Here is a 20,642-nt window from a genome sequence, read left to right as displayed (position 1 = left end):
AGGGCCGGAAACAGTAGCGGCGCGAACCATGGGTTCGCGCCGCTACACCACCGGAATGTACCGGAGATCAGATGTGAATCGCGCGCTTCTCGACGGCCAGCGCCGCCTCGCGCACAGCTTCCGACATGGTTGGGTGAGCGTGGGTTGAACGGGCGAGATCCTCGGCCGAGCCGCCGAATTCCATCAACACCACCGCTTCATGAATCATCTCGCCGGCATTGGCGCCAACAATGTGCACGCCAAGAACCCGGTCCGTAGCCTTGTCGGCCAACACCTTGACGAAGCCATCCGTCGCCAGATTGGCGCGGGCGCGACCATTGGCGGTGAACGGGAACTTGCCGACGTTGTATTCAACGCCCGCCTTCTTCAACTCATCCTCAGTCTTGCCGACAGAGGCGATCTCGGGCTGGGTGTACACCACCGCCGGAATGGCGTCGTAGTTTACGTGGCCAGCCTTGCCCGCCAGCATTTCGGCGATGGCGATGCCTTCGTCCTCGCCCTTGTGGGCCAGCATCGGCCCGATAACCACGTCGCCAACGGCATAGATGCCAGGAACGTTGGTGCGGTAGTGATCATCGATGGCCACGCGCCCGCGCTCATCGACGGCGACGCCAACGTCCTGCAGGCCAAGGCCTTCGGTGTAGGGCTTGCGGCCGATGGCGACCAGCACGACATCCGCCTGCACCTGCCCGGCTTCGCCGCCAGCCGCCGGCTCAACCGTGAGGGTCACGCCCTTCGCCGTAGCCTTGGCGCCCGTCACCTTGGCGCCGAGACGGAACTTGACGCCCTGTTTCTGGAACAGGCGCTGGGCCTGCTTCGCCACTTCGTCGTCCATGCCCGGCAGGATGCGGTCGAGGAACTCGATGACCTCAACTTCGGCGCCGAGGCGCCGCCACACTGAACCGAGCTCCAGGCCGATGACGCCAGCGCCGATGACCACCAGGCGACCCGGAACCTTGTCCAGCTCCAGCGCGCCGGTGGAGGAGACGATGCGCTTCTCGTCGATGTCCACGCCCTTCAGCGGCATGACGTCGGAGCCTGTGGCGATGACGATCGCCTTCGTCTCCAGCGTGCTCTTCGAACCGTCTTCCGCCGTGACCTCAACCTTGCCGGGCGCAGTGATGCGGCCGGCGCCGATGTGACTGTCGATCTTGTTCTTCTTGAACAGGAAGGCGACGCCATTGACGTTGGCTGACACGGTGTCGGTCTTGTGTCCCATCATCTTCGGCAGGTCGAGCTCCGGCGCGCTCACCTTGACGCCAAGCGCCGCCAGGCCGTGGCCTGCTTCCTCGAACATCTCAGAGGCGTGCAGCAGCGCCTTGGAGGGGATGCACCCGACGTTGAGGCAGGTGCCGCCGAACGTCTTGCGCTTCTCCACCACCGCCGTCTTCAGTCCAAGCTGAGCGGCCCGGATGGCGCAGACATATCCGGCCGGGCCGGAACCGATGACGACGAGATCATAGGACATGATTGAACTCTCAGTGCCATGTACAGGGAAGGCGATCGCCCCCGGCGCAGGCGGTCAGGGCCGCGCCGCCGCCGGGATGATTGCGCGCCAGATCAGAGGTCGAGCACCAGACGGGTCGGATCCTCAAGGTTCTCCTTGATGCGAACAAGGAAGGTGACCGCTTCCTTGCCGTCGATGATGCGGTGGTCATAGCTGACCGCCAGATACATCATCGGCCGCGCCACGATCTGCCCCTTGTAGACCACCGGACGCTGCTCGATTCGGTGCATGCCCAGAATGGCTGACTGCGGCGCGTTCAGGATCGGGGTCGACATCAGCGAACCATAGATGCCGCCGTTGGAGATGGTGAACGTGCCGCCCTGCATGTCCTCGATCTTCAACTGACCGTCGCGGGCCTTGCGGCCATAGTCGGAAATCTGCTTCTCGATGTCGGCGATGGAGAGCGTGTCGGCGTCACGCACCACAGGAACGACCAGCCCCTTGTCCGTGCCGACGGCGACGCCAATGTGGTAGTAATTCTTGTAGACCAGATCGACGCCGTCGATCTCGGCGTTGACCGAGGGCACGTCCTTCAGGGCGGCGACGGCGGCCTTCACGAAGAAGCCCATGAAACCGAGCTTGGCTCCGTGCTTCTTCTCGAAGGCGTCCTTGTACTGGGAACGCAACTCCATCACCGCAGTCATGTCGACGTCGTTAAACGTCGTCAGCATGGCGGCGGTCTGCTGGGCGTCCTTCAGACGACGGGCGATGGTCTGACGCAGCCGGGTCATGCGCACCCGCTCTTCGCGGGAGGCGTCATCCGGAGCAGACGGCGCGCGCATCGCAGCCGGAGCCACGGTCTGCTGGGCGGGTGCGTTGGCGAGACGCGCAACGGCGCCAAGCATGTCGCCCTTGGTCACCCGGCCATCCTTGCCGCTGCCAGCGACGGATGCGGGATCGACGCCGCTTTCCGCAGCAATGCGACCAACCGCCGGGCCGTTCTCTGCGGCGACCTTCGCAGCGGCTGGGGCGGGCGCCGGCGGAGCCGCCTTTGCCTCTTCCTTTTTCGGCGCGGGCGCCGCAGGGGCTGCGCCAGCAGCGCCTTCAGTAATGGCGCCAAGCAACGCCCCGGCGGCGACCGTCTCGCCTTCCTGGGCCACGATCTCGGCCAGAACGCCCGAAGCCGGCGCGTTCACTTCAAGCGTCACCTTGTCGGTTTCAAGCTCACACAGGGGCTCGTCCGCCTTGACGGCTTCGCCAGCCTTCTTGAACCAGCGGCCGATGGTGGCCTCGGTCACCGACTCGCCAAGGGTTGGAACGCGGATTTCGGTCGCCATGATCGTATCGGTCTTTCTTTCAGCGACGGTGCGCCTGAAGCCTTTTCCAGCCTGGCCGGAAGCAGCGGGAGCGCCGCGTCAGATTTCGGATCGGGCGATGGGCGGACAGGCCGCAGCGACTCGCCGAATTGTATATCCAGGCGCGCTCATGTCCTGACAGGAATTGCGCGCTTCCCTGCGGACTGTCGCCCGACTGGCGTCTGTGAGTCCAGTCACCGCCGGTCGTGCGGACGGGGCGGCGTTTCCGGACGTGACGCGCCGACAGCCGGCTGCGCCACGCCCGCTGACTGTCAAGACGCGAAAGCGTCGTCTAGGAAGGACTGGAGCTGCGCCAGATGCTTGGACATTTGCCCCACCGCCGGCGAAGCCGCCGCCGGACGCCCGACATAACGGGGGCGCTGCACCCTGGCGTTGCAATGCTCCAGCACCCAGTCGAGATAAGGCTGCACGAACGTCCAGGCGCCCATGTTCCGGGGCTCTTCCTGACACCAGACCAGCTCAGCGTTCGGGAAGCGGCTGAAGATGTTGGTCAGCGTCTTCACGGGGAACGGATAAAGCTGCTCGGCGCGAAGCAGATAGACGTCATCAATGCCCCGCTTCTCGCGCTCTTCCAGCAGATCGTAATAGACCTTGCCGGTGCACAGGACGACGCGGCGGATGCGGTCATCCTTCACCAGCTTGATCGGGCTGGCGTCGGGATAGCGCTCGGCGTCATCGTGCAGGATGCGGTGGAAGGTCGAATCCTCGCCCAGCTCCGACAGCAGCGACACGCAACGCTTGTGACGCAGCAGCGACTTCGGCGTCATCAGCACCAGCGGCTTGCGGAAGTCGCGCTTCTGCTGCCGGCGCAGGATGTGGAAGTAGCTGGCCGGCGTCGAGCAGTTGGCGACCTGCATATTGTCTTCGGCGCAAAGCTGCAGATAGCGCTCAAGGCGGGCCGAGGAGTGCTCAGGCCCCTGCCCCTCATAGCCATGCGGAAGCAGCATCACCAGGCCAGACATGCGCAACCATTTGCGCTCGCCGGACGAGATGAACTGGTCCACCACCACCTGGGCGCCGTTGGCGAAGTCGCCGAACTGGGCTTCCCAGATGGTCAGGGCGTTGGGCTCCGCCAGCGAGTAGCCATACTCGAAACCGAGCACCGCTTCTTCCGAGAGCATCGAGTTGATGGCCTCGTAGCGCGCCTGACCTTCGCGCAGATGATTCAGGGGCTTGTAACGCCGGTCGGTCTCCTGATCGTGCACCACCGAATGACGCTGCGAGAAGGTGCCCCGCTCAACGTCCTGGCCGGACAGGCGGACAGGGTTTCCGTCCAGCAACAGCGAACCGAAAGCCAGCGCCTCAGCCGTCGCCCAGTCGATGCCCTCGCCGCTCTCGATCGCCTTGCGACGGGTGTCGAGGAAGCGGACGATGGTGCGGTGCGCGGTGAAGTCCTTCGGCAGCTCCGTCAGTCGCAGCCCGATGTCCTTCAGCTCAGCCACCGGCACGCCGGTGTGACCACGGCGTGGATCGTCGCTGTCTTCGCGGACGGCCTTCATGCCGGACCAGCGACCATCGAGCCAGTCAGCCTTGTTGGGCTTGTAGGTCTGCGCAGCTTCGAATTCGCCGTCGAGATGGGCGCGCCATTCCGCCTTGCGCTCGTCGACCTGCGCCTCGGTGACCACGCCCTCGTCGACCAGCTTCTTCGCGTAGATATCGAGCGTCGTCTGGTGCTTGCGAATGGTCTTGTACATCAGCGGCTGGGTGAACGCGGGCTCGTCGCCCTCGTTGTGACCGAACCGCCGGTAGCAGAACATGTCGATGACCACCGGCTTGTGGAAGCGCTGGCGAAACTCGGTCGCCACCTTGGCCGCGAACACAACCGCTTCCGGATCGTCGCCGTTGCAGTGAAACACCGGCGCCTCGACCATCTTCGCCACGTCAGACGGATAGGGCGAGGAGCGCGAGAAACGCGGATTGGTGGTGAAGCCGATCTGGTTGTTGATGATGAAGTGCAGCGAACCGCCGGTGCGGTGCCCCTTCAGACCCGACAGACCAAAGCATTCCGCCACAACGCCCTGGCCAGCGAAGGCCGCGTCGCCATGGATGAGCAACGGCATGGCCTTCGAGCGTTCAATACGGTCGTCAAGCTGATCCTGCTTGGCGCGCACCTTGCCCAGCACCACCGGATCGACGATCTCGAGATGGGACGGATTGGCCGCCAGCGACAGGTGAACCTGATTGTTGTCGAACACGCGGTCCGAGGAGACGCCAAGGTGATACTTCACGTCGCCAGAGCCCTCGACGTCGTCCGGCTTGAACGAACCGCCCTTGAACTCATTGAAAATGGCGCGATGCGGCTTCGCCATCACCTGCGCAAGCACGTTGAGGCGACCACGGTGGGCCATGCCGAAGGAAATATCGCGCACGCCAAGCGCGCCGCCGCGCTTGATGATCTGCTCAAGCGCCGGAACGATGGCTTCGCCGCCGTCGAGACCAAAGCGCTTGGTGCCGGTGTACTTGAGGTCCAGGAACTTCTCGAAGCCTTCCGCCTCGATGAGCTTGTTCAGGATGGCGCGCTTGCCCTCCGGCGTGAACGCAACTTCCTTGTCGGGTCCCTCAATGCGCTCCTGGATCCAGGCCTTCTCGACCGGATCGGAGATGTGCATGAATTCAAAGCCGATCGTCTGGCAGTAGGTGCGGCGCAGGATATCCAGCATCTGGCGCACGGTGGCGAATTCAAGCCCGAGCACATTGTCGATGAAAATCTTGCGATCGTAATCCGCTTCCTCGAAACCATAGGACGAGGGATGCAGCTCGACATGATCGCCGCGCGGTTCAAGGCGCAACGGGTCCAGGTCCGCGTGAAGGTGACCGCGCATGCGATAGGCGCGGATCATCATGATGGCGCGGACGCTGTCGCGGGTGGCCTGGGCGACGGCGCCCTCCGACATGGCGACGCCCTGCTCCTGCGCCTTCTTGCGCAGCTTGTCGCCGACGACCTTCTCGGCCGGCCAGTCGCCGTCCATGGCCGAAACCAGTTCGCCATTGGCGGCCACCGGCCAGTTCGGCCGACGCCAGGAGGCGCCCTCGGCGTTCTTGCGCACCAGCGACGCGTCGTCGCTCAAACCACCGAAGAACTCCCGCCACTCGGCGTCAACGGAGGCCGGGTCATTTTCGTACCTGGCCTGAAGCTGCTCAAGGTAGGCGGCGTTACCTCCGTAGAGGAACGCTGTGTCGGCAAAAAGAGCGTTGTCGTCCTGTCGCGCCATAACTGTCTGTCCCTGCCGGAACCCGCTGGCCGCCACCAGAATGTGGCGCGCCATGGTGGACCTTTCAGTCCGGTCCGTCTCTCTCCGGTTGGAGAGACGGAGCGCGAATCGGCCCTCGGTGGTCGATCCGCCTTTGTCGATGATGTTGGCCTGGCCCCGTTACTGAAATCCAAAACTGGCGAGGATATGGTGATTTTCGCCAGTTTTGCCAGTGAACGACGGCCTGTGCCTGGCCAGATCAGCCCTTGAGGACTTCAACCAGCGTTTTGCCAAGGCGAGCCGGAGACGGCGACACGCGAATGCCGGCGGCCTCCATCGCCGCGATCTTGTCCTCGGCGCCGCCCTTGCCGCCAGAAATGATGGCGCCAGCGTGGCCCATGCGGCGGCCGGGAGGAGCGGTGCGGCCGGCAATGAAGCCAACCATCGGCTTCTTGCGGCCGCGCTTCGCCTCGTCCTTGATGAACTGGGCGGCGTCTTCCTCGGCCGAGCCGCCGATCTCGCCGATCATGACGATCGACTCGGTCTTCGGGTCCGCCAGGAACATCTCCAGCATGTCGATGAACTCGGTGCCCTTGACCGGGTCGCCGCCGATGCCGACAGCCGTGGTCTGGCCGAGGCCTTCGTTGGTGGTCTGGAACACCGCCTCGTAGGTCAGGGTGCCGGAGCGCGACACGATGCCGACGTTGCCAGGCTTGAAGATGTTGGCCGGCATGATGCCGATCTTCGACTCGCCAGCAGTGACGACGCCAGGGCAGTTCGGGCCAATGAGACGCGACTTCGAACCTTCCAGCGACCGCTTGACGCGCACCATGTCGAGCACCGGGATGCCCTCGGTGATGCAGACGATCAGCGGGATCTCGGCGTCGATGGCCTCGCAGATCGCGTCAGCGGCGCCTGGCGGCGGCACGTACACGACGGTGGCGTTGGCGCCAGTCTTGCCGGCCGCCTCAGCGACGGTGTCGAACACCGGCAGGCCGAGGTGGGTGGAGCCGCCCTTGCCCGGCGAAGTGCCGCCAACCAGGGTCGCGCCATAGGCGATCGCCTGCTCGGAATGGAAGGTGCCGGTCTTGCCGGTGAAGCCCTGGGTGATGATCCGGGTGTTCTTGTCGATCAGAATGGACATCAGCCCTGCTCCTTCACAGCCTTGACGATTTTCTGGGCCGCGTCATCGAGATCGTCGGCGGGAATCACATTGAGACCCGACTCGCGAATGATTTTCTTGCCTTCTTCGACGTTGGTGCCCTCAAGGCGGACAACCAGCGGAACCTTCAGACCAACGGTCTTCACGGCGGCGATGACGCCACGCGCGATGACGTCGCACTTCATGATGCCGCCGAAGATGTTGACGAGAATGCCCTTCACGTTCGGATCAGAGGTGATGATCTCGAACGCCGCGGTGACCTTCTCCTCGCTGGCGCCGCCGCCGACGTCGAGGAAGTTGGCCGGCTCTTCGCCGTACAGCTTGATGATGTCGAGGGTCGCCATGGCGAGGCCGGCGCCGTTGACCATGCAACCAATGGTGCCGTCGAGCGCGATATAGGCGAGATCGTGCTTGGAAGCCTCGATTTCCTTCGAGTCTTCTTCGGTGATGTCGCGCAGCGCAACGATATCGGCATGACGGTACAGCGAGTTGCCGTCGAAGCTGATCTTGGCGTCAAGGCACTTGAGCTGGCCCTGCGTCGTCACGATCAACGGGTTGATCTCCAGCATTTCCATGTCTTTGCTGGTGAACGCCGTGTAGAGGATCGCTGTGAGCTTCTCGGCCTGCTTGGCGAGATCGCCGGTCAGGTTGAGCGCCTTGGCGACAGCGCGGCCGTGGTGCGGCATGACGCCTGTCGCCGGATCAACCGAGAATGACACGATCTTCTCGGGCGTATCGTGGGCGACCTGTTCGATGTCCATGCCGCCTTCGGTCGACACAACGAATGCAACGCGGCCCGTCTCGCGGTCCACGAGCATCGACAGGTAGAATTCCTTTTCGATGTCCGAGCCGTCCTCAATATAGAGGCGGTTGACCTGCTTGCCGGCTTCGCCGGTCTGGATCGTCACCAGCGTGGCGCCCAGCATCTGCTGCGCGAACTCGCGGACTTCTTCCACCGACTTCGCAAGGCGCACGCCGCCCTTTTCGCCAGCCGAAGCTTCCTTGAATTTGCCCTTGCCGCGACCGCCGGCATGGATCTGGCTCTTCACGACCCAAAGCGGGCCGCCAAGCTCGCGCGCGGCGGCTTCGGCCTCATCAGCCGAGAAGATTGCCTTGCCGCGGGAGACCGGCGCACCGAACTCCTTGATGACGGCCTTGGCCTGGTACTCGTGGATATTCATACGAAGCGTCCCTCTATGCCCGATGGGGCTTCCGTTGTGAGCGCGCCAGCTTCAGCGGAAGCCACGCGAACCGTCTGTCTGGCCCCATCAAGGCGCCGTTCCAGTCTGGACAGATGCCGGAGCCATGTCCGCGCAGAGCGCCATACGCCTTCTGAAGACAGCGACAGCCTCTGCAAACGTCGCGCGCTCCGCATCATCCAGACCCAACCCGATGATGCGTTCGACGCCGCGCCGGCCAATGACGACCGGCGCGTTCACGACAACGTCGCGCTCGCCATAGTCGCCATCAAGACGCGCCGCCAGCGTGAGCACGCGTTTCTGATCGCTCAGATAACTTTTTGCTGCGATGACAGCCAGGGCGGCCGGCGCGCTGGACGCCGAACCAGTCCTCAACCCGCTTCCAGGCTCGCCCGCAACCTTGCGCGCGCGCGCCACCGCAGCCTCGATCCGCTCCCGGCCGGACTGTCCTGGAGGGACAATTTCCGGAAGCGGAACGCCGGCAACCGTCGAATAGCGCAGGAGGACCGCCGTGTCATCGGCATCAAACTCGCCGCCAATGATATTGACCTGCACATCGGCGACCGCCACGTCGAGCTCGCTTGCGATCTGAAGGGACAACTCCGCTATGAAAGCAGACGACGGAACGCCCACGATACGATGCGGCGCCAGGCCGGACGCGTCCTGCAAACGCGCTGTCATCGCCGCCACCGGCCCGGTCAGGCACAGCACGAAAGCGTCGCGCGCCACCTGACCGATCGCCTGGCCGATCTGCGTCATGGCGGCGGCGTTCATCGCCAGCAAGTCGTCGCTGGAGGACAGGGAAGCGGCGGGAAGCCCGGCGGTCACAATAACAACGTCGGCGCCTCGCATATCAGCCAGATCCACCGAGGCTGCCACATCAAGGGTTTCGTCAAACACCACCGCAGCGCGGCGCATGTCTTCGGCCCGTCTCGCTGCGACGCCAATGGCGGTATCGATCAGCCGGAGCCTGGCGACGCCAGCGCGATGCAGCAACCGGGCCACAATCTGCCCAGCATGCCCGACGCCAACAATCGCAACGACACCCGTATTCATGCCTCTCCGGCCTATGCGCCCTGTCTGCGCCAGGATTGGGCCATCGCGCCCATCGCGCGAAAGGCTCTTTCCAAGCAGGGTCGTTTAGACAGGTTCCATGTTATGTTTCAAGTGGTTGTGGCGCAGGGCGACGAAGACGCCGGCTCAGCCTCACCGACCAGGAGAATCATGGTAACTATTTGTAATTATTAAGTAAAATTTTCTTCTTTTTGCGGGTCGGCTTTCGAGAAACCGGCAACGACGGGAGTTACAAGTTTCCATTTTTGTAAGTCGTCACACAATTCCCGCTCGCATCACGCGCAAGACAACCCGCACCGACGCCTGCAGACGGTTGTCAATCATGGTCCGGACCCGCGCCGCATCCGCCGTCACGGAGGACGGCTGGGTAAAACGATGCAGCGCATCGACAAGAAACGCCAGGGCAGCGTCACGGTCCGAAACTTCGAAAATTCCGGCGACCCGGCCCTCGTCGATCACATCGCCAAAAAGCCGCCGCACCCGACCAAGGTGCCGGCGCGCCAGGGGTCGGTTGCCAGCGGCGGCGCTGGCGTAGCACTCAAATACACGGGGCTCGCGCTCAAGCAGGTCGCGATAGCCGCGCGCCAGGGCAAAGATCATCCGCTCGAGTTTGTCGTCAGCTGGATCCGGAGCGCCAGCCACATCGGCCAGATGCGCCTCAACCGGCCGCAACGCCGCGGTCACAACCGCGTCCAGCAGATCATCTCGCGACGTAAAATACCGGTAGACGTTGGCATGGGTCATGCCAGCTTCTTCGGCGACGGCAACCAGCCGAACCCGTTTGGCGCCGCCGCGTCGCAGATGTTCCGTCGCGATGGCCAGCAACCGCCCCTTCGGATCACCGGACAGGCGACGGCTATCGGCGTTCACCCCACGCTCCCGCCCACGTCAGCCTCCGCGTCCACGTCCTCCAGGTCCGTGGGACGCCCGTAAGGCAGCGCCAGGTAAGCTTCGGACTGCATTTCGATCAGCCGTGAAACCGTGCGGTCAAACTCGAATGCTTCCCGACCGGAAGTCGCGGTGTACAGCGCCGTCGGCTCCGCATCGGCCGAGGCCAACAACTTGATCCGATACTCATACAGGGTGTCGACCAGAGTGATAAACCGCTTGGCCTCGTTCCGGTTCTCCATCGCCATCACCGGAATCTTTTCGATGATGACCGTATGGAAGTTCTCGGCGATCGCCCGATAGTCGGCAGCGCCATAGGCCCGCGCGCACAGGTCGTTGAAATCGAAGCGGCCGACTCCCGGGCCAGCTTCCGGCACGGCTACCCGGTGCCCCTTCACTGTCAGGGTCACCGACCGACCATGGGCCATGCCGGACAGACGACGGAAAGCGTCGCGAAGGGCTGCATGAGCCTCTTCATTCGCTGGCGTATGGAAGACCCGCGCGCCAGCGAGTTTTTCCAGACGGAAATCAGTGCGCGAATCGAGCTGGACTACATCCATATGAGCCGTGATCAGATCGATGAACGGCAAGAACAGGCTGCGGTTGAGGCCATTTTCATACAAACGGTGCGGTTCAACGTTCGATGTCGCCACGACGGTAACGCCCTGCTCGAACATCGCCTTGAACAGCCGCCCGAGGATCATGGCGTCGGCAATATCCGTGACGGTGAATTCGTCGAAACACAGCAGCCGCGCCTCGGAAGCCAGTTGCGCCGCGACCACCGGGATGGGGTCGACGTCCTTCGTCCTGCCGTCCTTGACCTGCTGCCGGAAGGTGAAGATGCGGTCGTGCGCATCGGCCATGAACTCGTGAAAGTGCGCCCGCCGTTTGCGGTCGATGGCAACTTCCTCAAAGAAGAGGTCCATGAGCATGGTCTTGCCACGCCCGACCAGACCCCAGATATACAGGCCGCGCAACGGCTCGGGCGCGGGGGATCTGCGGCCGAACAATCGCCCCAACAGACCACCGCCACCCTGGACCGCGCCGGCCTCCATCCGCTGAAGCAGTGCGTCGAACTCGTGAACCAGCGCCTCCTGCGCCGGATCACGTTCAATTGCCTCGCTGGCCACAAGCGCGTCATAGCGCGCCTGCACCTTGCCGGCGCCGTCACGCCGCGCGATAGCCGATGCAGACTGGGCGCCCAATGTTTCGCTCCATCCCTGCCCGACAGCGGGGAATATCAATAACCATCTGATCACAGGCAAACGGCGCCCGCAGGCGCCGTTCTGTTTCCAACTGCGCTGTAACGCAAGCCTTATTTGCTGAGCGACAGCGGCGCGCCAGATTTGGCGATAACGCCGTTGAACTGCCCGCCGCTATCGCGCAGACGGGCGACGACACCGCCACGGGCGTACAGATACACCTCGCCATCGCGGAACTCCCAGGCGTTGACGCTCTGAAGGTCCTTGTTGGCGCAGCCGGAGGTGCTGGCCCGATACAGGTCAAGCGATGGGGTCGACGACAATGTCACGCCGCAATTGCCAGCCGCCTCCCTGGCTGTCCACCGGCCGATGGCGCTGGAGCGGGTCGCCGGCGGAGGCGCAGCCGGCGTCGCGGACGGCGTCGTTGCCGGAGACAGGCCAGCGACATTGGTTGACCCGGGAGCCGCCGCGCCTGGCATGTTCGGATCGGGAGCGATCACGGCGCCCGGGGCCGGCGGCAACGGGCTGCTTTCCACACGACCCGCCGGAGAGCCGCCAAGACCGGGCTCAATATCAGATTCAACCGCCGCCTGACGCGAAGGCGCAGAGCGCCGGTAACCGCCGCCGTCATCGAAACGGCTGGACTGACAAGCGGCGAGCGTAGCGGCGACCGACACAACGGCCGCCAGACGCAGGAAGCCAGCGCCGCTCTTCCGTTCAAGCTGGGAGTAAGTGCCAAGCAGCATGTGCGCGTTTCCCGGACCTCTTTGATACGATCCCCAACAGGGGATCACGCCATGTCTAGCCCGGAACATGGCCCGGGCGAAACGCCAGTCGTCCGATATTCACGTAACTGTGGCCTCAAAACAAGGCGGCGCCGGGCAAGGCCCGACGCCGCTCATGCAGAAAACGCCTGGGTGCGGTCAAACCTGGCGAACGACCATCATCTTCTTGATTTCGGCGATCGCCTTTGCCGGATTCAGGTGCTTGGGGCACACATTGGCGCAGTTCATGATGGTGTGGCAGCGATACAACCTGAAGGGATCTTCCAGCTTGTCGAGTCGGGCGCCGGTATCCTCGTCACGGCTGTCGATCAGCCAGCGATAGGCCTGAAGCAACGCGGCAGGACCCATGTAGCGGCTGCCGTTCCACCAGTAGCTGGGGCAGGAGGTACTGCAGCAGGCGCAAAGGATGCACTCGTACAGACCATCCAGCTTCTGCCGGTCTTCCGGCGACTGGCGCCATTCCTTCTCCGGTGCCGGCGTCACCGTTTTCAGGTAAGGCTCAATGGCGGCGTGCTGTGCGTAGAAGGTGGTGAGATCAGGCACCAGATCCTTGACCACCGGCATGTGCGGCAGCGGATAGATACGCACCACGCCCTTGTCGACGCATTCGTCAATGCCGATGGTGCAGGCCAGCGTATTCGCGCCGTTGATATTCATCGAGCACGAGCCGCAGATGCCTTCGCGGCAGGAGCGACGCAGCGTCAGGGTCGGATCGACGTTGTTCTTGATCCAGAGCAACGCATCCAGAACCATCGGCCCGCAATCATCGCGGTCGACATAATAGGTGTCGATAACAGGGTTTTTGCCGTCATCGGGGTTCCAGCGATAAATGCGGAACGTGGTGATGCGGGCGGCCGAGGCAGGCTTCGGCCAGGTCTTACCCTCGGAAATCCGGGAGTTCTTGGGCAGGGAAAATTCGGCCATCTCGCGTCCAGCCTCAATCTCGTCATCGGCCCGGCGACCTTCGCCGGCCGGGCCACCTCAACGTCCGTCCGGCGTCCGGACGAGGATGCTCAGTACACGCGCGCCTTCGGCTTGATGTACTCGATGTCGTCGGTCATCGTGTAGGTATGCACCGGACGGTAGTCGATGGTGACGCTGCGGGCGTGATCATCAACCCAAGTCAGGGTGTGCTTCATCCACTCGTTGTCGTTCCGGTCCGGGAAGTCCTCGCGCGCGTGAGCCCCGCGAGACTCCTGGCGGTTGACGGCGCCTTCCATGGTGACGACGGCCTGGGTGATGAGGTTGTCGAACTCCAGCGTCTCCAGTAGATCTGAGTTCCAGACAAGCGAGCGGTCGGTGACGCGCACGTCTGCGGCGGAACGCCACACGTCGTGGATAAGTTTCTTGCCTTCTTCCAGAACCTCGCCGGTGCGGAACACGGCGCAGTTGGACTGCATGGTCTTCTGCATGGCCAGCCGCAGCTCCGCTGTCGGCGTACCGCCATTGGCGTAACGGAATTTGTCCAGACGCGACAGGGCCATGTCAGCCGAATCGGCCGGCAACTCAGCGTGCTTTTCGCCGGGCTTGACCAGTTCAGCGGCGCGCAGACCGGCGGCGCGACCGAACACCACGAGGTCGATCAGCGAGTTCGAGCCGAGACGGTTGGCGCCATGCACCGACACGCAGGCGGCTTCGCCGAGCGCCATCAGGCCAGGCACCACCGAATCCGGATCACCACCAACCTTCGTCAGCACTTCGCCGTGGTAGTTCGTGGGAATGCCGCCCATGTTGTAGTGAACGGTGGGCAGCACCGGGATCGGCTCGCGGGTCACGTCGACGCCAGCGAAAATCTTGGCGCTCTCGGAAATGCCCGGCAGGCGCTCTGCGAGAATCGCCGGATCGAGGTGATCCAGATGCAGGTAGATGTGATCCTTGTTCTTGCCGACGCCGCGACCTTCGCGGATTTCAACGGTCATCGAACGGGAGACCACGTCGCGCGAGGCAAGGTCCTTGGCCGACGGCGCATAACGCTCCATGAAGCGCTCGCCCTCGGAGTTGGTCAGATAACCACCCTCGCCGCGCGCGCCCTCGGTGATGAGGCAGCCGGCGCCATAGATGCCGGTGGGGTGGAACTGGACGAACTCCATGTCCTGCAGGGGCAGGCCGGCGCGCAGCACCATGCCGCCGCCGTCGCCGGTGCAGGTATGAGCTGAAGTGGCGGAGAAATAGGCGCGACCATAACCGCCGGTGGCCAGCATCGTCAGATGCGAGCGGAAACGGTGAATGGTGCCGTCATCCATCTTGATGGCGATGACGCCTCGGCAGGCGCCATTGTCCATGATCAGGTCGATGGCGAAATATTCGATGAAGAACTCGGTCGAATTGCGCAGCGCCTCGCCGTACAGCGTATGCAGCATGGCGTGGCCAGTGCGGTCGGCGGCGGCGCAGGTGCGCTGGGCCGGCGGGCCATTGCCGAAGTCGGTGGTCATGCCGCCGAACGGGCGCTGGTAGATCTTGCCGTCTTCGGTGCGCGAGAACGGCACGCCCCAGTGCTCCAGCTCATAAACGGCGGCCGGCGCGTTGCGCACGAGATATTCGATGGCGTCCTGGTCGCCCAGCCAGTCCGACCCCTTGACGGTGTCGAACATGTGCCACTTCCAGTTGTCCTCGCCCATATTGCCCAGCGACGCAGCGACGCCGCCCTGGGCGGCCACCGTATGGGAGCGGGTGGGGAACACCTTGGTGATGCATGCGGTGCGCAGACCGGCCTGGGAGCAGCCGACGGTGGCGCGCAGACCAGCGCCGCCGCCGCCGACGATCACCACGTCGAACGTATGGTCGGTGATCGGGTAGGCCCGGCCGTTAATGGTGTAGGTAGCAGAGGCTGACATCGATCACCCCGTTGAGGCTCTCCGGGGAAACAGCTGGGTTTCCGGCGGCGGAGAGGCGAAATACGACGATTGGAAGGACTTCCGGCGGCAATCCGCCGGACAGCCTCAGAGCAGCAGGCGTCCCACGCTGAGCTTGACGATAGCGAACACGCCAACCAGCCCGACCGCCGCGCAGAAGAAAGTGTTGGCGATAACCGCGACAACGCGCTGCGCCTTGTTCGGCAGATAGTCTTCGATCACCACCGTCATGCCGATTCGCATGTGGATGGCGACGGATACGACCAGGAGCAGCAGGACGACCGCCGAGAACGGATGCGACACGATCGCGACAGCAGAGGCATAATCGCGGCCGTAGGCGGCGGCGAGAATCCAGAGGAACGGCACGATCAGCAGCAGGTTGGCGAGCGCCGTCAGGCGCTGGCGCCAGAAATGCTCGGTGCCATGATGAGCCGCGCCAAGGCCGGTGACATTGGCGCGGGGCGTGCGGAAAGAACGGTTTTGCGTAGCCATTGCCATGCCTCAGCGCACCAGCGCCACGATCACCCAGAAGGCGATGGTGAGCACGATGGAGCCAACCAGGGTGAATTTCGCCAGCGCCATGCGGGCGTCACGTTCGAAGCCGGCGCCAGTATCCCAGATGAAGTGACGGACGCCGCCGAGCAGATGATGGAACAGCGCCCATGTGTAGGCGATCAGCACCAGCTTGCCGATAATCGAGGTCATCAGCCAGCGGGCGCATTCATACGGCCCGGGTCCGGCGGCGAGGGCCAGGAGCCAGCCGACGATGAGCACCGTGCCAGCGTAGAGCGCCATGCCCGTCATGCGGTGGAACACGGACATCGCCATGGTCCACGTCCACCGGTAAATCTGAAGATGCGGCGACAGCGGCCGGATATCTTCCAGCCGCCTTGCGGGCGATTTCGCCTGAACCTCCGCCATGAAGACGTCTCCACTCAACCCGCGCGGCCTTCGCCGCGAATGACATCAACACTGCGATGCGCGCCTCAGGCCCATGACCTGTGACCGCCGCGCCGTCTGCAAGGGGCTGCGACACATGGCCCGCCCTAATTTGGAATGGTTCCTAACCAATGTTCGCGTCGCCTGCAACGGACGATTCGACAATCGTGCGAATCACCCTGTGGCCTGCCCCGGCGAAACGGCGCCCACACAAACACGGAAAAGACGCCATCCAGCGGATAGCCGCACCTGTTTAGAATGACGTTAATCTGTAATGGCTCGCAATCAATGAGCTTTTCATGTACCCATCCTTCGCCATTCACGAAGGGTGAGGCATGCGCTTCGATCTCACTGATCTCCTGCTGTTTCGCAATATCGCTGAAGCCGGCTCCATCACCCGAGGCGCCGAGCGCAGCAATCTTGCGCTTGCAGCGGCCTCCACCCGCATCCGGCAGATGGAGGAGAGCCTTGGCGCAGCGCTTCTTGTGCGGCGAAGGCAAGGCGTCAGCCTCACCCAGCCTGGCCTGACCTTTCTCCAGCATGCCCGCACCCTGCTCGACCAGACGGAGCGGCTGCAGGAGGATATGGGGCGCTACACCGACGGGCTGGCTGGCCATATCCGCGTGCTGTCCAACACCAACGCCCTGACGGAGTTTTTGCCGGAAGCCCTTTCGGCGTTTCTGGCCGCGCATCCGCATGTTTCTGTCGATCTGGAGGAGCGTTTGTCCGGGGAGATTGTTGGCCTGATCGCCGAGGGCGTCGCCGAAATCGGCATCGTCGCTGGCACCGTGGACCGGGGCGCGCTCGAAACGTTCCCTTTCCGGCGTGACCGCTTCGTGCTGGTGGTCGCCCAGGACCACCCGCTGGCCCACGGGGAAGCGCAGATCCCGTTCGCCAACATACTGGACCATGAATTTGTCGGTCTCGACCGGTCCAGCGCCCTGCAGCGCTTCCTCGCCGCCAAAGCGGCCCGCGCCGGCCGGCCGCTACGCCTGCGGGTGCAGTTGCGCTCGTTCGACGGCGTGTGCCGGCTGGTCGAATGTGGGGTCGGCGTCGGCGTCGTGCCCGAAACCACGGCGCAACGGGCGAAGCGGATCATGAAAATCGCCGCCGTCCCGCTCAGTGACGCCTGGGCCGAACGCGAGCTGTTCCTGTGCGTGCGCAGTTACGCCGGACTGACGCCGCTGGCGCGGGAACTGGTCAATCACCTGCAACACAACTGACGTCTGAAAAGCCGGGGGCCAGGTTGACCTGCTGATCAGGGGCGCCGGACGTATCGCAGCTCCCCGGTTTCGCGGAGCGCAGCCGCAGCCAGACATCAGAAAGGGCGCCCCTGATCGGATCAGGGCGCCCTTTTGATGTTTCTGCTGATATCTGGCGGATATCGGTTTTCCGGCTTAACGAACCACCAGAACCCAATAATCGAAGTCGAGAATGACCGACGGGTCCGTATCGTCGCCAACCTTGTAAGGATGCGCGGCGCAGGGCTGGTTCTTGGTCGCGATGGTGCGCAGGCGCAACGCGCCGACGTCGGCGCGGCCGGGAACTTCCGCCTTGTCCAGCACCTCGGTCCAGGCATAGACAGTGTCGCCCGAGAACAGCGGCGCCACATGGCGGCCGCCATTGATAGCCGCGACGTGGAAGGCGTTGCCGAGGCCATTGAACGACAGCGCCCGCGCCAGCGAAATCACCACGCCGCCATAGATCAGGCGCTTGCCGAAGCGCGTGTCCTTCGCGGCGTGGCCGTCAAAATGCACCTTGGCGGTGTTCTGGTACAGACGGGTGGCGATCTGCTGTTCGGCCTCCTCGACGGTCATGCCGTCGACATGGTCAATGCGCTCGCCCACCTGATAGTCATCAAACCGGTAGCGGCTTCCAGCCAGTTCGTTCGACCAGGCGCCCACATTGAGCGACGGAACGGCGCCGCCCAGGTCAGTCGCGGCGACAGCCTTGCCGAGTTGCGGCACGTGCTCGCCGGTGGGCGCGGCTGCTTCGTCCGCCTTGCGCACCATCACCCAGCGCACATATTCCAGCACCGGATCGCCGTTCTGGTTGAAGCCGGTGGAGCGGACATAGACCACGCCCGTCTTGCGATTGGAGTTCTCCTTGAGTCCGATCACCTCGGACACGGTGGAGATGGTGTCGCCGGGATAGACGGGGCGCAGAAAACGGCCCTCCGCGTAGCCGAGATTGGCCACAGCGTTGAGCGAAATGTCAGGAACCGTCTTGCCGAACACCACGTGGAACACGAGCAGATCGTCCACCGGACTGCGGGCATAACCAACGCCACGCGCGAACTCATCGGACGACTGCACAGCGAAGCGGGGCCCATATAGCGCCGTGTAGAGCGCCACATCGCCGGTGGTGATGGTGCGGGGCGTCGCGTGACGGATCACCTCGCCGATGCGGAAGTGCTCGAAAAAACGACCCGGATCGGTCTTCTGCGATGCCCCGGACACCTTGTTATCTGCAGTCATGGCCAGCTCATGTGTTGAAGCACTGTCCGGCGAAATGCGCGTCAGCTCGCCGGAAGACAATGCGTGAAACCAGAACGTGAGGGTATTGGGTCAGAACCGGACGATCACCTTGCCGAACGCCTGACGTCCTTCCAGCCGTTCAAGCCCCTTCAGGAAATCCGGCAGTTCAAACACCGAATCGATCACCGGGTTCATGCCCCGCGCCATCTTGTCCAGCGACTGGACGATATTGCCCATGCTGCAACCGAACGAGCCGGTAATGCGGTATTGCTGCTGGAACAGCTGCATCAGGTTCAGGGTGGTGGAAATGCCCGAGGTTGAGCCGCAGGTCACCAGGCGACCGCCGCGCTTGAGACACAGCAGGCTGCCATTCCACGTGTCGACGCCGACGTGTTCGAAAACCACATCGACGCCCTTGCGCCTGGTCGCCTTGCGCACGACGCCCTCGAAGCGCTCGGTGCGATAATTGATGACCATATCGGCGCCGAGCGCCTTCGCCCGTTCGCCCTTGGCGTCGTCGCCGACCGTCGTATAGACGTAGCAGCCGATGTCCTTGGCCATCTTGATGGCGGCGGTGCCAATGCCGGATCCACCCGCATGCACCAAGATGGTTTCCCCAGGCTCGAGTTTCGCATTGTCGAACAGCATGTGCTGCACGGTGCCGAAGCCGATCGGAGCGCAGGCAGCGTCATCAAAGCTGACGTTGTCCGGAACCTTGATGACCAGACGTTCCGGGCGGTTAATCAGTTCCCGGGCAAAGCCATCGACATGGAAACCGAGAATTCCGGCGACGTTCTCACACAAATTGTCGCGGCCTTCCCTGCAAGCCTTGCAATGCCCGCAGGTCTCGGCGCCGTACATCACCACCTTGTCGCCGGCCTTAAAGCGGCTGACGCCCTCACCAACCGCCACAACCTCACCGGAAGCTTCGACGCCCGCAACCTGGGGCATCTTGCGGCGAGCGAAGGCCATGCCGCGGAAGCCCCAGACGTCCAGATAGTTCAGTGCGATCGCGCGCGTGCGAATCTGCACCTCGCCTGCGGCGGGCGGCGGCGGCGGCTCGATGTCGGTCAGCCGAAGATCCCGGTCACCAAAAAGCTGAAGTGCGCGCATGGCCTGTCCTGATGCGCCCGTTCCCGGGCCGTTGAATACAGCGGCCAAACGGGGGCTTGCGCGCCGTTTGGCTGTCCAGTCCGGCCTGTTGTTCCAGCCCGGACCCGTATCCCGCCGGCGCACGTCAGGCAGCCGGTGGGCAAAGCGCCTCAATACCGGTGCGCGCTGATCTGGGCCGACAGGCCGCCGTCGACCGGCAGCACGGCGCCGGTGATGTAGGAAGCGGCGTCGCCGAGGAGGAAAGCCGTCATGGCGGCGACCTCCTCGGCGCGCGCAAAGCGACCAGCCGGAATCTGTTTTTCAAGCGTGGCGCGGTGCTCGGCGTAACGCGCCATCATGTCGGTGTCGATGAAGCCGGGCGCAATGGTGTTCACCGTAACGCCACGTTTTGCCGTTTCCACCGCAAGCGTGCGCAACCATGAGGCGACAGCGCCCTTGGAAGCTGCATAAGCCCCGTTGCCCGCATTGGCGTGAATGGACGTGATCGAGCCGATCGCCACGATACGGCCGGAGCGTCCGCGAACCATGCCGCGCACCAGCGCCTTGGCAATCGTCGTCAGCGACCAGAAATTGACCTGCATGGCCTCGTCGGCCTTCTCGCGGGACATCATCGCCGCCAGGGCGTCGTAAGACTGGCCGGCGTTGTGCACGAAGCCGTAGTAGCCCTCGTCTTCATGCGCGGCGCAGAAAGCGTCGACAGCGGCCTGATCCGCCAGATCGAGCTGGAAGGCGCGGAAGGATCCGCATACCGGCGATGCGGACAGTTCGGCAATCAGCGCCTCTGCGGCGGAGCCCGACGACCGGTAGGTGAAATCAACGTCGAACCCGGCCTGGGCCAGTGCGCGGACGATCGCCGCTCCAAGCCCCTTGCCGCCGCCAGTCACCAGAACGCGCCTGCTCATAAACCTTCCTTCAAATGAACACGGCGCCCGTGGCG

Annotated in this window: 17 protein-coding genes; 1 reads left to right on the top strand and 16 read right to left on the bottom strand. The window is 63.7% G+C overall.

The annotated features are described in order from the left end of the window. Positions 1 to 67: 67 nt before the first annotated feature. The 13 genes from lpdA to sdhC all read right to left on the bottom strand — a co-directional run bounded on the left by lpdA (position 68) and on the right by sdhC (position 16,097). Positions 68 to 1,468, bottom strand: coding sequence for a dihydrolipoyl dehydrogenase (gene lpdA / locus IE243_RS06555; RefSeq protein WP_191318527.1), 1,401 nt, complete (start codon positions 1,466 to 1,468; stop codon positions 68 to 70). Between the two features lie 92 nt (positions 1,469 to 1,560). After that, on the bottom strand, positions 1,561 to 2,784 hold the full coding sequence (gene odhB / locus IE243_RS06550) for a 2-oxoglutarate dehydrogenase complex dihydrolipoyllysine-residue succinyltransferase (protein WP_191318526.1): 1,224 nt from the start codon (positions 2,782 to 2,784) through the stop codon (positions 1,561 to 1,563). 290 nt (positions 2,785 to 3,074) lie between these two features. After that, a complete protein-coding gene (locus IE243_RS06545; protein ID WP_191318661.1) occupies positions 3,075 to 6,035 on the bottom strand; it encodes a 2-oxoglutarate dehydrogenase E1 component in 2,961 nt (986 codons plus the stop codon). A gap of 238 nt (positions 6,036 to 6,273) precedes the next feature. Next, positions 6,274 to 7,158: a succinate--CoA ligase subunit alpha gene (sucD, locus tag IE243_RS06540; protein ID WP_191318525.1), complete on the bottom strand. Its 885-nt coding sequence runs from the start codon at positions 7,156 to 7,158 to the stop codon at positions 6,274 to 6,276. Further along, a complete protein-coding gene (sucC, locus tag IE243_RS06535) occupies positions 7,158 to 8,357 on the bottom strand; it encodes an ADP-forming succinate--CoA ligase subunit beta (RefSeq protein ID WP_191318524.1) in 1,200 nt (399 codons plus the stop codon). The genes sucD and sucC overlap by 1 nt, the downstream gene beginning before the upstream one ends. An 87-nt stretch (positions 8,358 to 8,444) precedes the next feature. Continuing rightward, on the bottom strand, positions 8,445 to 9,431 hold the full coding sequence (locus IE243_RS06530) for a lactate/malate family dehydrogenase (RefSeq protein WP_191318523.1): 987 nt from the start codon (positions 9,429 to 9,431) through the stop codon (positions 8,445 to 8,447). A 273-nt stretch (positions 9,432 to 9,704) separates the two neighbouring features. Next, a complete protein-coding gene (locus IE243_RS06525; RefSeq protein WP_244642862.1) occupies positions 9,705 to 10,319 on the bottom strand; it encodes a TetR/AcrR family transcriptional regulator in 615 nt (204 codons plus the stop codon). Further along, complete coding sequence (gene zapE / locus IE243_RS06520) at positions 10,316 to 11,542, bottom strand: cell division protein ZapE (RefSeq protein WP_191318522.1); 1,227 nt, start codon at positions 11,540 to 11,542, stop codon at positions 10,316 to 10,318. The genes IE243_RS06525 and zapE overlap by 4 nt, the downstream gene beginning before the upstream one ends. Positions 11,543 to 11,652: 110 nt before the next feature. Beyond that, the gene (locus IE243_RS06515) at positions 11,653 to 12,285 is read right to left on the bottom strand and encodes an AprI/Inh family metalloprotease inhibitor (protein ID WP_191318521.1); all 633 of its coding nucleotides are present in this window, start codon (positions 12,283 to 12,285) and stop codon (positions 11,653 to 11,655) included. A gap of 177 nt (positions 12,286 to 12,462) precedes the next feature. Next, the gene (locus IE243_RS06510) at positions 12,463 to 13,248 is read right to left on the bottom strand and encodes a succinate dehydrogenase iron-sulfur subunit (protein WP_132004132.1); all 786 of its coding nucleotides are present in this window, start codon (positions 13,246 to 13,248) and stop codon (positions 12,463 to 12,465) included. An 89-nt stretch (positions 13,249 to 13,337) separates the two neighbouring features. Beyond that, positions 13,338 to 15,158: a succinate dehydrogenase flavoprotein subunit gene (gene sdhA, locus IE243_RS06505; RefSeq protein WP_191318520.1), complete on the bottom strand. Its 1,821-nt coding sequence runs from the start codon at positions 15,156 to 15,158 to the stop codon at positions 13,338 to 13,340. Between the two features lie 105 nt (positions 15,159 to 15,263). After that, a complete protein-coding gene (sdhD, locus tag IE243_RS06500; protein ID WP_373301590.1) occupies positions 15,264 to 15,668 on the bottom strand; it encodes a succinate dehydrogenase, hydrophobic membrane anchor protein in 405 nt (134 codons plus the stop codon). A 9-nt stretch (positions 15,669 to 15,677) separates the two neighbouring features. After that, the gene (gene sdhC, locus IE243_RS06495; RefSeq protein WP_191318518.1) at positions 15,678 to 16,097 is read right to left on the bottom strand and encodes a succinate dehydrogenase, cytochrome b556 subunit; all 420 of its coding nucleotides are present in this window, start codon (positions 16,095 to 16,097) and stop codon (positions 15,678 to 15,680) included. Between the two features lie 353 nt (positions 16,098 to 16,450). Between sdhC and IE243_RS06490 the strand changes: the two genes are divergently transcribed. After that, on the top strand, positions 16,451 to 17,338 hold the full coding sequence (locus IE243_RS06490) for a LysR family transcriptional regulator (RefSeq protein ID WP_191318517.1): 888 nt from the start codon (positions 16,451 to 16,453) through the stop codon (positions 17,336 to 17,338). A 174-nt stretch (positions 17,339 to 17,512) separates the two neighbouring features. Here the strand turns inward: IE243_RS06490 and IE243_RS06485 are convergent, their stop codons facing one another. The 3 genes from IE243_RS06485 to IE243_RS06475 all read right to left on the bottom strand — a co-directional run bounded on the left by IE243_RS06485 (position 17,513) and on the right by IE243_RS06475 (position 20,607). Further along, the gene (locus IE243_RS06485; RefSeq protein WP_191318516.1) at positions 17,513 to 18,592 is read right to left on the bottom strand and encodes a MaoC family dehydratase; all 1,080 of its coding nucleotides are present in this window, start codon (positions 18,590 to 18,592) and stop codon (positions 17,513 to 17,515) included. Positions 18,593 to 18,682: 90 nt separating this feature from the next. Next, on the bottom strand, positions 18,683 to 19,705 hold the full coding sequence (locus tag IE243_RS06480) for a zinc-binding dehydrogenase (protein ID WP_191318515.1): 1,023 nt from the start codon (positions 19,703 to 19,705) through the stop codon (positions 18,683 to 18,685). A 149-nt stretch (positions 19,706 to 19,854) separates the two neighbouring features. Beyond that, on the bottom strand, positions 19,855 to 20,607 hold the full coding sequence (locus tag IE243_RS06475; RefSeq protein WP_191318514.1) for an SDR family NAD(P)-dependent oxidoreductase: 753 nt from the start codon (positions 20,605 to 20,607) through the stop codon (positions 19,855 to 19,857). Positions 20,608 to 20,642: the final 35 nt, after the last annotated feature.

The organism is Camelimonas fluminis, from assembly GCF_014656355.1.
Taxonomy (GTDB): domain Bacteria; phylum Pseudomonadota; class Alphaproteobacteria; order Rhizobiales; family Beijerinckiaceae; genus Camelimonas; species Camelimonas fluminis.
Note: the sequence above shows the minus strand (reverse complement) of the source record. Positions and strands in the feature narration are given on the sequence as shown.

Coding starts and splice junctions, on each gene's coding strand:
- sucD (WP_191318525.1), bottom strand. CDS start 7,158: ATGTCCATTCTGATCGACAAGAACACCCGGATCATCACCCAGGGCTTC.
- sdhC (WP_191318518.1), bottom strand. CDS start 16,097: ATGGCGGAGGTTCAGGCGAAATCGCCCGCAAGGCGGCTGGAAGATATC.
- IE243_RS06530 (WP_191318523.1), bottom strand. CDS start 9,431: ATGAATACGGGTGTCGTTGCGATTGTTGGCGTCGGGCATGCTGGGCAG.
- IE243_RS06510 (WP_132004132.1), bottom strand. CDS start 13,248: ATGGCCGAATTTTCCCTGCCCAAGAACTCCCGGATTTCCGAGGGTAAG.
- sdhD (WP_373301590.1), bottom strand. CDS start 15,668: ATGGCTACGCAAAACCGTTCTTTCCGCACGCCCCGCGCCAATGTCACC.
- IE243_RS06490 (WP_191318517.1), top strand. CDS start 16,451: ATGCGCTTCGATCTCACTGATCTCCTGCTGTTTCGCAATATCGCTGAA.
- IE243_RS06475 (WP_191318514.1), bottom strand. CDS start 20,607: ATGAGCAGGCGCGTTCTGGTGACTGGCGGCGGCAAGGGGCTTGGAGCG.
- IE243_RS06515 (WP_191318521.1), bottom strand. CDS start 12,285: ATGCTGCTTGGCACTTACTCCCAGCTTGAACGGAAGAGCGGCGCTGGC.
- lpdA (WP_191318527.1), bottom strand. CDS start 1,468: ATGTCCTATGATCTCGTCGTCATCGGTTCCGGCCCGGCCGGATATGTC.
- odhB (WP_191318526.1), bottom strand. CDS start 2,784: ATGGCGACCGAAATCCGCGTTCCAACCCTTGGCGAGTCGGTGACCGAG.
- sucC (WP_191318524.1), bottom strand. CDS start 8,357: ATGAATATCCACGAGTACCAGGCCAAGGCCGTCATCAAGGAGTTCGGT.
- IE243_RS06545 (WP_191318661.1), bottom strand. CDS start 6,035: ATGGCGCGACAGGACGACAACGCTCTTTTTGCCGACACAGCGTTCCTC.
- sdhA (WP_191318520.1), bottom strand. CDS start 15,158: ATGTCAGCCTCTGCTACCTACACCATTAACGGCCGGGCCTACCCGATC.
- IE243_RS06485 (WP_191318516.1), bottom strand. CDS start 18,592: ATGACTGCAGATAACAAGGTGTCCGGGGCATCGCAGAAGACCGATCCG.
- IE243_RS06480 (WP_191318515.1), bottom strand. CDS start 19,705: ATGCGCGCACTTCAGCTTTTTGGTGACCGGGATCTTCGGCTGACCGAC.